The 12,628-nt window shown below is 65.3% G+C and carries 14 protein-coding genes; 3 read left to right on the top strand and 11 right to left on the bottom strand.

The genetic code is table 11. The features are described from left to right. Positions 1 to 203 precede the first annotated feature (203 nt). Both CFE50_RS19460 and mdoH read left to right on the top strand, forming a co-directional pair. A complete protein-coding gene (locus CFE50_RS19460; protein WP_186354039.1) occupies positions 204 to 1,724 on the top strand; it encodes a glucan biosynthesis protein G in 1,521 nt (506 codons plus the stop codon). Next, positions 1,717 to 4,314: a glucans biosynthesis glucosyltransferase MdoH gene (gene mdoH, locus CFE50_RS19465; RefSeq protein ID WP_286736861.1), complete on the top strand. Its 2,598-nt coding sequence runs from the start codon at positions 1,717 to 1,719 to the stop codon at positions 4,312 to 4,314. The genes CFE50_RS19460 and mdoH overlap by 8 nt, the downstream gene beginning before the upstream one ends. Before the next feature lie 83 nt (positions 4,315 to 4,397). On the opposite strand, the gene CFE50_RS19470 is transcribed toward mdoH, so the two are convergent. The 9 genes from CFE50_RS19470 to ubiE all read right to left on the bottom strand — a co-directional run bounded on the left by CFE50_RS19470 (position 4,398) and on the right by ubiE (position 10,420). Beyond that, on the bottom strand, positions 4,398 to 5,108 hold the full coding sequence (locus CFE50_RS19470) for a 16S rRNA (uracil(1498)-N(3))-methyltransferase (protein ID WP_286736862.1): 711 nt from the start codon (positions 5,106 to 5,108) through the stop codon (positions 4,398 to 4,400). Beyond that, entirely contained in the window at positions 5,105 to 5,902 is a 798-nt protein-coding gene (tatC, locus tag CFE50_RS19475; RefSeq protein WP_007161603.1) for a twin-arginine translocase subunit TatC, read from the bottom strand. The genes CFE50_RS19470 and tatC overlap by 4 nt, the downstream gene beginning before the upstream one ends. Continuing rightward, the gene (gene tatB, locus CFE50_RS19480; RefSeq protein WP_007161604.1) at positions 5,899 to 6,255 is read right to left on the bottom strand and encodes a Sec-independent protein translocase protein TatB; all 357 of its coding nucleotides are present in this window, start codon (positions 6,253 to 6,255) and stop codon (positions 5,899 to 5,901) included. Before tatB ends, tatC begins: the two co-directional genes overlap by 4 nt. Positions 6,256 to 6,264: 9 nt before the next feature. Then, positions 6,265 to 6,531 carry a twin-arginine translocase TatA/TatE family subunit gene (locus CFE50_RS19485; protein WP_286736865.1) on the bottom strand — a complete coding sequence of 89 codons (267 nt, stop codon included), beginning with the start codon at positions 6,529 to 6,531 and terminating at the stop codon, positions 6,265 to 6,267. A gap of 27 nt (positions 6,532 to 6,558) precedes the next feature. Then, the gene (locus CFE50_RS19490; protein ID WP_286736866.1) at positions 6,559 to 6,891 is read right to left on the bottom strand and encodes a phosphoribosyl-ATP diphosphatase; all 333 of its coding nucleotides are present in this window, start codon (positions 6,889 to 6,891) and stop codon (positions 6,559 to 6,561) included. Beyond that, positions 6,884 to 7,285 (bottom strand): phosphoribosyl-AMP cyclohydrolase, encoded by a 402-nt coding sequence (gene hisI / locus CFE50_RS19495; RefSeq protein WP_286736869.1) that lies wholly within the window; start codon positions 7,283 to 7,285, stop codon positions 6,884 to 6,886. Before hisI ends, CFE50_RS19490 begins: the two co-directional genes overlap by 8 nt. Before the next feature lie 134 nt (positions 7,286 to 7,419). Further along, a complete protein-coding gene (ubiB, locus tag CFE50_RS19500; protein ID WP_286736872.1) occupies positions 7,420 to 9,018 on the bottom strand; it encodes a ubiquinone biosynthesis regulatory protein kinase UbiB in 1,599 nt (532 codons plus the stop codon). Continuing rightward, positions 9,015 to 9,650 (bottom strand): ubiquinone biosynthesis accessory factor UbiJ, encoded by a 636-nt coding sequence (locus tag CFE50_RS19505; protein WP_286736874.1) that lies wholly within the window; start codon positions 9,648 to 9,650, stop codon positions 9,015 to 9,017. The genes ubiB and CFE50_RS19505 overlap by 4 nt, the downstream gene beginning before the upstream one ends. Further along, entirely contained in the window at positions 9,650 to 10,420 is a 771-nt protein-coding gene (gene ubiE / locus CFE50_RS19510; RefSeq protein ID WP_007161610.1) for a bifunctional demethylmenaquinone methyltransferase/2-methoxy-6-polyprenyl-1,4-benzoquinol methylase UbiE, read from the bottom strand. The genes CFE50_RS19505 and ubiE overlap by 1 nt, the downstream gene beginning before the upstream one ends. Positions 10,421 to 10,570: 150 nt before the next feature. Here ubiE and CFE50_RS19515 point away from each other — a divergent pair, with 150 nt between their 5' ends. Then, a complete protein-coding gene (locus tag CFE50_RS19515; protein WP_027598922.1) occupies positions 10,571 to 10,849 on the top strand; it encodes a polyhydroxyalkanoic acid system family protein in 279 nt (92 codons plus the stop codon). A gap of 6 nt (positions 10,850 to 10,855) precedes the next feature. Here the strand turns inward: CFE50_RS19515 and CFE50_RS19520 are convergent, their stop codons facing one another. Together CFE50_RS19520 and hslU are read right to left on the bottom strand one after the other, a co-directional pair. Beyond that, the gene (locus CFE50_RS19520) at positions 10,856 to 11,227 is read right to left on the bottom strand and encodes a gamma-butyrobetaine hydroxylase family protein (RefSeq protein WP_007161612.1); all 372 of its coding nucleotides are present in this window, start codon (positions 11,225 to 11,227) and stop codon (positions 10,856 to 10,858) included. A gap of 51 nt (positions 11,228 to 11,278) precedes the next feature. Continuing rightward, on the bottom strand, positions 11,279 to 12,628 hold the full coding sequence (gene hslU / locus CFE50_RS19525; protein WP_007161613.1) for an ATP-dependent protease ATPase subunit HslU: 1,350 nt from the start codon (positions 12,626 to 12,628) through the stop codon (positions 11,279 to 11,281).

Genomic DNA, 12,628 nt, shown 5'->3' on the forward strand with positions numbered 1-12,628 from the left:
CCTTACAGCGCCCTGCCAAGTGTCTATGATTGCGCAGTTCGAGTTTGAACGGTCGTCCAACTGGGGAATCATTGACCCCTGCGGGAGTCGGACCTCTGCCTATCCGTTTCGCGACCACCCGTCGCCAAACGTATTCGTACGCTGATTTAGGAGGCTGCGTGTTATCTCATTCCAAAGTTAAGCCGGGCAAGCAGGGCTTCGCCCTGATCGGGCTCTCCGTCGCTCTGGGGCTGTTCAGTGCCCAGGCCCTGGCCTTCAGCCTGGACGACGTGGCCGCCAAGGCCAAAGAACTCTCCGGCCAGAAATTCGTCGCGCCCAAGAGCAACCTGCCCGCATCCTTCAGCGGCATGAAGTATGCCGACTATCAGCAGATCACCTTCAATCAGGACAAGGCTTACTGGAAGGATGCCAAGACGCCCTTCCGCCTGAATTTCTATCACGAGGGCATGCACTACAGCGTGCCGGTGAAGATCAACGAGGTCACCGCCAACAACGTCGAAGAGATCAAATACGATCCCTCTATGTTCAACTTCGGCAACCTGCAGGTCGATCAGGCCCAGCTCAAGGATCTCGGCTTCGCCGGATTCAAGGTGCTCTATCCGCTGAACAAGGCGGACAAGCATGACGAGCTGATGACCATGCTCGGCGCCAGCTATTTCCGCGTGATCGGCAAGAACCAGGTCTATGGCCTGTCCGCCCGTGGCCTGGCCATCGACACCGCGCTGCCGTCCGGCGAGGAATTCCCGCGCTTCACCGAATTCTGGGTCGAACAGCCCCAGTCGGATCGCCGCAACCTGGTGATCTATGCGCTGCTCGATTCGCCGCGCGCTACCGGTGCCTATCGCTTCGTGCTGACTCCCGGCAAGGACAGCACCGTCGACGTCGAAGCCAAGGTGTTCCTGCGCGACAACGTCAACAAGCTCGGCATCGCGCCGCTGACCAGCATGTACCTGTTCGGCCCCAACCAGCCGAGCGCCCAGGTCAACTATCGTCCGGCGCTGCACGACTCCAACGGTCTGGCCATCCATGCCGGCAACGGCGAGTGGCTGTGGCGTCCGCTGAACAACCCGCGCCGCCTGTCGGTCAGCACCTACACCATCGAGAATCCGCGTGGTTTCGGTCTGCTGCAGCGTGGCCACGAGTTCTACAAGTACCAGGACCTGGACGAGCGCTACGACAAGCGTCCCAGCGGCTGGGTAGAGCCCAAGGGCGACTGGGGCAAGGGTCACGTCGAGCTGGTGGAAATCCCCACCCCGGACGAGACCAACGACAACATCGTGGCCTTCTGGACGCCGGACACCCTGCCGGAGAAGGGTCAGCCGATCGATGTCAGCTATCGTCTGCACTTCACCACCGACGAACCCAACCTGCACACCAAGGACCTGGCCTGGGTCTCCCAGACCCGTCTGTCCACCGGTGACGTGCGCCAGTCCAACCTGGTACGCCAGACCGATGGCAGCCTGGCCTACATCATCGACTTCGAAGGTCCGAACCTCGATGACCTGCCCGAGGATTCGCAGGTCGGCTCCCAGGTCAGCCTGGATGCCAACGGTGAACTGGTCGAGAACTCTGTGCGCTACAACCCGGTTACCAAGGGCTATCGCCTGACCTTGAGACTCAAGGTCAAGGATCAGACCAAGCCGGTGGAAATGCGCGCCAACCTCGCCCAGGGTGACAAACCGCTCAGCGAAACCTGGACTTACCAGCTACCTGCCAATGAATAACACCACCCGCGATACCTCGGTCGCCGCTGCTGGCGACTACCTCGAACACCTGCCGTTGCCCGCCGGGCAGCGGCAGGCGCTGGACCAGACGGCCGACGTCGAGTCGCTGCACCGGCAACTGGCCGGTGCCCGCGGCGAGGGCGCCCAGGGCGCCGACGCGGTGATCGCCTCCACCGAGGCGCGCCTGGCCGCCGGTTGGGACGAGACGCTGGACGACGGCGAGCTGCTGGGCAGCGATGCCCAGGGGCGGGTGTTCATCAAGGCCACCCCGCCCATGACCCGCTCCATGATGGTGCCCGATCCCTGGCGCACCAATCCCGTGGCGCGGAGCTGGAAGCGTCTGCTCGGCCGCAAGGACCATAGCCGTTGGCAACCCGATCCGGAAGCCGATGCCCATGCGCACTGGCGCAAGGTAGGTTCCTTCCGGCGCTTCATCCTGCTGATCCTGATGCTGGTGCAGACCGGCATCGCCACCTGGTACATGAAGGCTGTGCTGCCCTATCAGGGCTGGGCGCTGGTTGATCTCAGCGAGGTCTACCGCCAGGGCTGGGGCGAATCCATTCGCCAGGTGCTGCCCTATGTGGTGCAGACCAGCATCCTGCTGCTCTTCGCCTTGCTGTTCTGCTGGGTGTCCGCCGGTTTCTGGACCGCCCTGATGGGCTTCTGGCAACTGCTCAGCGGGCGCGACAAGTACAGCATCTCGGCCAGCTCCACCGGTACCGAGCCGATCGATCCCCAGTCGCGTACCGCCCTGGTGATGCCCATCGCCAACGAAGACGTGCCGCGGGTGTTCGCCGGTCTGCGAGCCACCTACGAGTCGGTCCGTGCCAGCGGCGAGCTGGAGCACTTCGACTTCTTCATCCTCAGCGACAGCAACGATCCGGACAAATGCGTGGCTGAAGAAAAGGCCTGGCTGGAGCTGTGCCGCGAGGTCGGTGGCTTCGGCCACATCTTCTATCGCCGTCGTCGCCGTCGGGTGAAGCGCAAGAGCGGCAACATCGACGACTTCTGCCGTCGCTGGGGCAGCCAGTACAAGTACATGGTGGTGCTCGACGCCGACAGCGTCATGAGCGGCGAATGCCTGGCCAGTCTGGTCCGGCTGATGGAAGCCAATCCGCGTGCCGGCATCATCCAGACCGCGCCCAAGGCGTCCGGCATGGACACCCTGTACGCGCGCCTGCAGCAGTTCGCCACCCGGGTGTACGGACCGCTGTTCACCGCCGGCCTGCACTTCTGGCAGCTGGGTGAATCCCACTACTGGGGCCACAACGCCATCATCCGGGTCAAGCCGTTCATCGACCACTGCGCCCTGGCACCGCTGCCGGGCACGGGTTCGTTCGCCGGTGCGATTCTCTCTCACGACTTCGTCGAAGCGGCGCTGATGCGGCGTTCCGGCTGGGGCGTGTGGATCGCCTACGACCTGCCGGGCAGCTACGAAGAACTGCCGCCCAACCTGCTGGACGAACTCAAGCGTGACCGTCGCTGGTGCCATGGCAACCTGATGAACTTCCGGCTGTTCCTGGTCAAGGGGATGCATCCGGTACACCGCGCGGTGTTCCTCACCGGGGTGATGTCCTACCTGTCGGCGCCGCTGTGGTTCCTCTTCCTGGTGCTGTCCACGGCGCTCTTGGCGATCCACAAGCTGCTGGAACCCCAGTACTTCTTCCAGCCCCGCCAGCTGTTCCCGGTCTGGCCCCAGTGGCATCCGGAGCAGGCGATCGCGCTGTTCTCCACCACCCTGATCCTGCTGTTCCTGCCCAAGCTGCTCAGCGTGGTGCTGATCATCGCCAAGGGCGCCAAGGAATTCGGTGGCGGCCTGCGGCTGTTCCTTTCCATGATGCTGGAGATGCTCTTCTCGGTGCTGCTGGCGCCGGTGCGGATGCTGTTCCACACGGTGTTCGTGACCGCCGCCTTCCTGGGCTGGTCGGTGCAGTGGAATTCGCCCCAGCGGGACGACAACGACACGCCTTGGAGCGAAGCCTTCCGCCGCCATGGTTCGCAGATGCTGCTCGGTCTGATCTGGACCGCCGGCGTGGCCTGGCTGGATCCGCGTTTCCTCTGGTGGCTGTCGCCCATCGTGGTGTCGCTGATCCTGTCGGCACCGGTGTCGGTGATTTCCAGCCGGACCAACCTGGGCCTGGGCAGTCGCCGTCATCACCTGTTCCTGATCCCGGAAGAGTACGCTCCGCCGCGCGAGCTGGTGGCGACCGACGAGTACCTGCATCTGAACAACCGCAACGCCCTGACCAAGGGCTTCCTGCGCGCCACCGTCGATCCGGTGCTCAATGCCCTGGCCATCGGCATGGCCCGCGGTCGCCATGGCAAGGTGGTGGAGCCGGCACGCCGGCTGCGCGAAGAGCGGGTGGCGCGGGTACTGGCCGCCGGTCCCGAGAAGACCAAGGGCGACGACCAGTGGCGTCTGCTCAGTGATCCGGACGGCATGGCGCAACTGCACCTGCAGGTCTGGAAGGCCGAAGAGCACCGCAACTGGCGGGAGGCCTACGCCACCCTGCGACCGCGCTCCCACAGCGACTCGGCTGCGGATGCCGCGGCCAGTCCGGCCAGCATGAGTCCGCGGCCCGCCTCCTGAGGCGGCGCTCCGCCCAGGAAAAAGCCCGGTGTCGCGAGACACCGGGGCTTTTTCTTGTCCCTGATTGGGCTAAGACAGGCGGGCTAGAATAGGCGGGCGAGCAGGGCGGGTACGACGTTCTCGACGCGCAGGATGCGCTCACCGAGCTGTACGGGCGCCAGGCCCGCTTCTTGCAGCTTTTCGACCTCGTAGGGTATCCAGCCACCCTCCGGACCGATCGCCAGCGTCACGGGCTCGCTGAGGGCGCGCGGGCAGGCCGGGTAGTTGCCCGGATGACCGACCAGGCCGCGGGTGCCGGCGACGAGCGCGGGCAGGCGATCCTCGACGAAGGGCTTGAATCTCTTTTCGATCAGCACCTCCGGCAGCACCGTGTCCCGGGCCTGCTCCAGCCCCAGGCGCAGTTGCTCCTCGATGGCCTCGGGCGCCAGGAATGGGGTCTGCCAGAAGCTCTTTTCCACCCGGTAGCTGTTGAGCAGCACCAGGCGTGCGACGCCCATGGCGGACACGGTCTGCAGCACCCGGCGCAGCATCTTGGGGCGGGGCAGGGCCAGCAGCAGGGTGAGCGGCAGCTTGGCCGGCGGTGGCTGGTCGAGGGTGACGGTCAGGCAGGCCTGGCTGGCGTCGAGGGACTCGATCTGGCCGGTACCCATCAGGCCATCCAGCAGGCCGACGCGCATCCGGTCGCCGGCAGCCGCCTGGTGGACCTCGCGCAGATGGGCGAGACGGCGCGGATCGCGCAGCACGACCCGGTCAGCGGCCGTGAAGTCGGCCGCTTCGAGCAGGATCAGATTCACGGACGTTCGGCGGGCGGCTGGGCTTCGGGGGCGGCGTCTTCGTCGGCCAGCGGGCGCTCGCGCTTCTGCACGAAGCGGCCGAACAGCAGGCCGATCTCGAACAGCAGCCACATGGGCACGGCCAGCATGGTCTGGGAGAAGACGTCCGGCGGGGTCAGGATCATGCCGACCACGAAACAGCCGATGATGACGTAGGGACGGATCTTCTTCAGGTAGGCCACGTCGACCACGCCGATCCAGATCAGCAGCACGGTGGCTACCGGAATCTCGAAGGCGACGCCAAAGGCGAAGAACAGCGTCAGGATGAAATCCAGATAGGCGTTCAGATCCGGCATCATCATGGCGCCTTCCGGCGTGATGCTGCTGAAGAAGTGGAAGATGATCGGGAACACCAGGAAGTAGGCGAAGGCCATGCCGGCGTAGAAGAGCACGATGCTGGAGATCAGCAACGGGATGGCGACCTTCTTCTCGTGACGATAGAGCCCGGGCGCGACGAACCCCCAGACCTGGTGCAGGATCACCGGCATGGCGATGAACAGCGATACCACCAGCGTCAGCTTGAAGGGCGCGAGGAACGGCGAGGTGACGTCCGTGGAGATCATGGTCGCACCCTCGGGAAGGACGCGGCGGATCGGCTCGGAGGCGAAGGCATAGATCTTCTGGGCGAAGTAGAACAGCCCGAGAAAGATCAGAAAGGTCGCCAGCACGCATCTGAGGATGCGGGTACGCAATTCGGTGAGGTGCGAGACCAGGGGCATTTCCTGGTCATCGTGTTCGGAAGGCTTGTCGCTCATGGTGCTCTTGGCGGCGTCTGGGGCGGATCCTGCGGGCGTTCGGCAACCACGTCCTGGGGCATGGGCGGAGCAACGGCGGCCGGCGGGGTCTGGGCTTCCGGGGTGGAGGCGGCAGGCTTGGGCCGGTTGTCGCGCTGTTCCATGGACAGGATATGCTCGTTGCGCAGCTGCTGGCGAATTTCGTCAGCGCCGATCTCGCGCTCCACTTCCTGGCGGATGCTGTTGAAGCTGCGCCTCAGGCGACCGATCCACAGACCCGCGGTGCGCGCGGCACCGGGCAGGCGTTCCGGGCCCAGCACCAGCAGGGCGACGAACCCCACCAGCATCATTTCGGGAAAGCTGATTCCGAACATGGCGGGGCCTTAGTCCTTGCGCACCACCGGCTCTTCGACCTTGCGGTGCTCGGCATCGAAGGTCTGGGGACGATTCAGGGGCGCGTTCGGGTTGGCCGTGCTGGCGCTGGGCGCCGGCTGCTCGGCCTTGTCGTCCTCATCAGTGTGCATGGCCTTGCGGAAGCCCTTGATGGCCTCGCCCACGTCGGAGCCCAGATGCTTCAGGCGTTTGGTGCCAAAGACGATCACCACGACGAGCAGGATGACGATCCAGTGTTTCCAGTCGAAGATACCCATGGTCTTTCCTCGTTGCGAAGCTTGGGGTCAGGATTGAGTGCGGGCGGCCTTTTCGGCGTGCCCGGAGAGGCCGAAACGACGATCCAGCTCGTCCAGCACGGCCTGGGGATGCTGGCCCAGGGCCGAGAGCATGATCAGGCTGTGGAACCAGAGGTCGGCGGTCTCGTAGATGACGTCGTCGTACTGCTGGCTGATGGCGGCGTCCTTGGCGGCGAGAATGGTTTCGACGCTTTCTTCACCGACCTTTTCCAGGATCTTGTTCAGACCCTTGTGGTAGAGGCTGGCCACATAGGAGGAGTCCGGGGTGGCCTGCTTGCGTTCTTCCAGCACCTGCGCCAGGCGCGCGAGAGTGTCAGTCATGGCCGTGCCCTCCGGCATAGATGGCGCTGGGGTCCTTGACCACCGGGTCGACGGTCTCCCACTGGCCTTCGCGCAACACGCGATAGAAGCAGCTTTCCCGGCCGGTATGGCAGGCGATGCCACCGAGCTGTTCCACCTGCAGCACCACCACGTCGGCATCGCAATCCAGGCGCAGCTCGAGGACGCGCTGCACGTGCCCGGATTCCTCGCCCTTGCGCCACAGCCGGTTGCGCGAACGCGACCAGTAGACCGCACGGCCTTCGGCGGCGGTCAGGGCCAGGGATTCGCGGTTCATCCAGGCCATCATCAGGATGCGCCCCGAGGTGGGGTCCTGGGCGATGGCCGGTACCAGGCCATCGCCGTTCCAGTGGATCTCGTCTAACCAGTCGCTCATCGGTCTGTTCAGTACTACGAATTAGGGCACCAGCCTCGCACAAGACGCGGCTCGAATACAGCGGCAGGGCACCAGTGGCTGAGGGCGTGTATTTCGCCCGATAAAAATGACAGGACGGTTACAGCTTAAGGAGTTCAGCGCCTGATCACCAGAACCAGGCCGCCAACCAGCATGGCCCAGGCCGGCCAGGCATGGGGCTGGGGTTCGAGACCCAGCTGGGCGGCGCCGACCAGCAGCACCGCGCCTATGACGCGCACGATCCAGTCGTCGTTACGTCTGCCCCAGGGATTGGGCGGGTCCTTGCGGTGCGGCTGGGTGATGCGTTCCAGGGTGTCGCGGGCCATCTGCGCCAGATGCGGGATCTGCTCCAGTTGCTGCTGGATGTTGCGGGCGACCTGGGGCGGACTCAGCCGCTTGCGCATCCACTTTTCCAGATAGGGCTTGGCGGTGGACCAGAGGTCCAGGTCCGGATAGAGCTGGCGGCCCAGGCCTTCGATGTTGAGCAGGGTCTTCTGCAGGAGCACCAGCTGCGGCTGGATCTCCATGTTGAAGCGGCGTGCCACCTGGAACAGCCGCAGCAGCAACTGGCCGAAGGAGATGTCCTTGAGCGGTTTCTCGAAGATGGGTTCGCAGACGGTGCGGATGGCCGCTTCCAGTTCGTTGACCTGGGTGTTGGCCGGTACCCAGCCGGAGTCGATGTGCAACTGGGCGACCTTGCGATAGTCGCGCTGGAAGAAGGCCCAGAGATTGCGCGCCAGGTAGTCCTGGTCCTCGGGGGTCAGGCTGCCGATGATGCCGCAGTCCACCGCGATGTAGAGCGGATCCCAGGGCTTGGCGGTGCTGACGAAGATGTTGCCCGGGTGCATGTCGGCATGGAAGAAGCTGTCGCGGAACACCTGGGTGAAGAAGATCTCCACGCCGCGCTCGGCCAGCAGCTTGAAGTCGGTGCCCTGGTCGCGCAGCGCGGCCAGGTCGGTCACCGGGATGCCGTAGATGCGCTCCATGACCAGCACCCGCTCGCGGCACCAGTCCCAGTACACCTGGGGCACATAGAGGCGTTCGGAACCGTCGAAATTGCGTCTGAGCTGGCTGGAGTTGGCGGCTTCGCGCAGGAGGTCCAGTTCGTCGTAGATGGTCTTCTCGTAGTCGCTGACCACGTCCATCGGGTGCAGGCGGCGGGCTTCGGCGGACAGCCGCTCGGCCATGCGCGCCAGCAGGAACAGCCAGGCGATGTCCTGGCTGATGATGCCCTTCAGGCCGGGCCGTACCACCTTGACCACCACCTCTTCGCCGGTACGCAACTGGGCGGCATGCACCTGGGCCACCGAGGCCGAGGCCAGCGGCTGGTGGTCGAAACGGGCGAAGGCCTGCTTGATGGGCACGCCGAGTTGCGACTCGATGAGCGCCACGGCTTTTTCCGGCGGAAAGGGTGGGACCTTGTCCTGCAGGAACATCAGTTCGTCGGCGATATCCTCGGGCATGAGGTCGCGGCGGGTGGAGAGGATCTGGCCGAACTTGACGAACACCGGGCCCAGGCCTTCCAGCGCCAGGCGCAGGCGGGCACCGCGCGGCAGGGTCTTGCTCGGGCGCGGCAGCCAGCGCCAGGGCAGCACGTAGCGGGTGGCGCGCAGGTACCAGGGCAGCGGCAGGGCATAGACGATGTCGTCCAGCCGATAGCGGATCACCACGAAGAAGATCCGCAACAGGCGGTTGAGGGCAGCGAACAGCTTCATTCGTCGGGGTTATCCCTGGCGTTGCGGGCGGTGCCCAGGCGGGCGAGACGGGCGTCGAGACGATCCACGTCCAGGCGCAGGGCATCGATCTCGGCGAAGCGGGCCTCGCCTTCCAGGCGGCCGACCAGCTGACGACTCTCCTCGTTCAGCCAGTTGGACAGCGTCAGCTGCAGACTGTCACGACTCTGTTCACCAAGGGCCTGGCCACGCCGGGCCAGGTCGCCGAGCAAGGCCGCGGGCAGCGGGCCGAGCCAGCGACTGACCTCGTGCTGCCAGTCCAGCTCCAGCTTCTGCAGGATGTCGGACAGTTCGATCAGCAGGGTGCTGTCGCCTTCCAGGCGGACGTCCGGCTGGTGCAGCACCCGCTGCTTGTCGCGGGCCAGGGCCAGCTCGGCCAGGCGCGTCGCCGGGGCGCTCAGGGTGCAGTCGATGTCGCCCTCGTGATGGGCGGCGAAGTGCAGGCCGTCACCCGCGGGCAGGATGTAGAGGCGCAGCGCCGGTTGCCGGGTCTGGACCGCGATCACCCGGCCGGTCAGGCCGGCCAGTCGCGGCAGCGCCAACGGATCCAGCGCCAGCAGCGGATTCAGGCCACGTTCCAGCGCCGCCAGCAACGCCTGGGTGACGAGGGCCATCAGGGCTTGATGCCGCGGTGCAGGGCGACCACGCCGCCGGTCATGTTGTGGAAGGTCACCCGGGCGAAGCCGGTTTCTTCCATCATGGCCTTGAGGGTCTGCTGGTCGGGGTGCATGCGGATGGATTCGGCCAGGTAGCGATAGCTGTCGGCGTCACCGGCCACCAGCTTGCCCATCAGCGGCAGGAAGCCGAAGGAGTAGGCGTCATAGGCCTTGGACACCAGCGGATTGGTGGGCTTGGAGAATTCCAGCACCAGCAGCCGGCCACCGGGCTTGAGCACGCGCAGCATGGAGGCCAGGGCCTGGTCCTTGTGGGTGACGTTGCGCAGGCCGAAGGCGATGGTGATGCAGTCGAAATGGTTGTCGGGGAAGGGCAGCTTCTCGGCATCGGCTTGGACGAAGCGCACGTTGCTGGCGACGCCTTCGTCGAGCAGGCGATCGCGGCCGACCCTGAGCATGGAATCGTTGATGTCGGCCAGGACCACCTCGCCGGTGGGGCCGACCAGGCGGGCGAACTGCTTGGTCAGGTCGCCGGTACCGCCGGCGATGTCCAGCACCCGGTTGCCGCGGCGCACGCCTGAGAGTTCGATGGTGAATCTCTTCCACAGCCGGTGGATGCCCGCCGACATCAGGTCGTTCATCACATCGTACTTGGCCGCGACCGAATGGAAGACTTCCGCGACCTTGTAAGCCTTCTGGCTCTCCGGAACGCTCTGGTAGCCGAAGTGGGTCTGGGATTCGGCCTCGGGGCCTTTGCGCGGATCGCTCATGGGGCTACACCTGGGACAGGGACAAGAGGGCATTCTAGCAGGGGGATCGCCCGGCTTGCCTGGCTAAAACCTGGCTGACCGCTCGGTTCTCGCGATTGGCGAGGTGGCGGGCCCTCGCTATAGTCAGGGCCCCTTATCCGGAGTTCCCCGATGTCCCAGATCACCATCGAACGCAGCCATTCGCTCGGCCTGGAAAGCGTTCGCCAAAAGACCGACCAGCTGGCGGAAAAACTCACGCGCGACTATGGGGTGGCCTGCGCCTGGGAAGGCGATACCCTGAAGTTCACGCGCAGCGGCGTGGATGGGCGGATCGAGGTCGGTGAGGACCGGGTGCGGGTGCTGGCGACCCTGGGCATGATGTTCTCGATGCTCAGTGGCCAGATCGAAAAGGAAATCGAGCGCAAGCTGGACAAGGCCCTGGCGGCCTGAGTCCGCTCAGAGCATCAGCTTGACCGCGCTGACATGCGGGTCCCGCGTCTTGCCTGCGCGGGCCAGTTGTTCCAGGTAGTCGGCCCAGAGCGCGTCGCGGCGACTGCCCAGTTCATAGAGATAGTCCCAGCTGAACAGGCCGCTGTCGTGGCCGTCGTCGAAGGTCAGCTTGATGGCGTAGCGCCCCGCCGGTTCGACGGCGCTGATGCCGACCTGCTGTTTGCCCCACTGCAATACCGGATTGCCGTGTCCCTGGACCTCGGCCGAGGGTGAGTGCACGCGCAGGAATTCGGCGGGCAGCTCGAAGGTTTCCGCGCCATAGCTGACGCTGAGGGTCTTCGAAGCCTTGTGGAGCTGGATGGCGGTGGGAGTACGCATGGTGGCTGATCTCGCAGGCGAAGCCGGCGCCCTGGGGCGCCGGCAGTACCATCACAGTATATAGCGCGACAGGTCTTCGTCCTGGGCCAGTTCGCCCAGGTGGCCGTTCACATAGGCCGCGTCGATGACGATGGGCTCGCCATTCTGCTGGCCGGCGAGGTCGGCGGCGCTGAAGGACACCTCTTCGAGCAGGCGCTCCAGCAGGGTGTGCAGGCGCCGGGCACCGATGTTCTCGGTCTTCTCGTTGACCTGCCAGGCGATCTCGGCGATGCGGGTGATGCCGTCGGCGGCGAAGTCCACGTGCAGCCCCTCGGTCTTGAGCAGTTCGCGATACTGCTCGGTCAGCGAGGCGTGCGGCTCGGTGAGGATGCGCTCGAAGTCTTGCGGGGTCAGCGCCTTGAGTTCGACGCGGATCGGCAGGCGGCCCTGCAGTTCCGGCACCAGGTCGCTGGGCTTGGACAGGTGGAAGGCACCCGAGGCGATGAACAGGATATGGTCGGTCTTGACCATGCCCAGCTTGGTGTTGACGGTGCAGCCCTCGATCAGCGGCAGCAGGTCGCGCTGCACGCCCTCGCGGGAGACGTCGGCGCCGCTGGTGTTGCCGCGCTTGGCCACCTTGTCGATCTCGTCGATGAAGACGATGCCGTGCTGCTCGACGGCTTCCAGGGCACGGCCCTTGAGTTCTTCTTCGTTGACCAGGCGCGCGGCTTCCTCGTCACGCACCAGCTTGAGCGCTTCCTTGACCTTGAGCTTGCGCTGCTTGGTCTTGCCCTTGTGCATGCCGGCGAAGAGATTCTGCAGCTGGCTGGTCATCTCCTCCATGCCGGGCGGGGTCATGATCTCGACGCCGGCGGGGGCATCGGCCACCTCGATGTCGATTTCCTTGTCGTCCAGCTGGCCCTCGCGCAGGCGCTTGCGGAACAGCTGGCGGGTGTTGCTATCGGTCGACGCCGGCTGGGGTTCGTTGCTGAAGCCCACCGAGGGGCGCGCCGGCGGCAGCAGGGCATCGAGGATGCGCTCTTCGGCGGCGTCTTCGGCGCGATGGCGGTTACGCACCATCTCCTGCTCGCGCAGCATCTTCACGGCGGCATCGGCGAGGTCACGGATGATGGACTCGACGTCACGGCCGACATAGCCGACCTCGGTGAACTTGGTGGCTTCCACCTTGAGGAAGGGCGCATTGGCCAGCTTGGCCAGGCGGCGGGCGATCTCGGTCTTGCCCACGCCCGTAGGGCCGATCATCAGGATGTTCTTGGGCGTGACCTCGGGGCGCAGCTCGACCGGCAGCTGCATGCGCCGCCAGCGGTTGCGCAGGGCGATGGCCACGGCGCGCTTGGCGTCGTCCTGGCCGATGATGTGGCGATTGAGTTCGTGGACGATCTCGCGGGGGGTCATGGACAT

Source organism: Pseudomonas sp. PGPPP4 (genome assembly GCF_002256045.1).
Taxonomy (GTDB): Bacteria; Pseudomonadota; Gammaproteobacteria; order Pseudomonadales; family Pseudomonadaceae; genus Chryseomonas; species Chryseomonas oryzihabitans.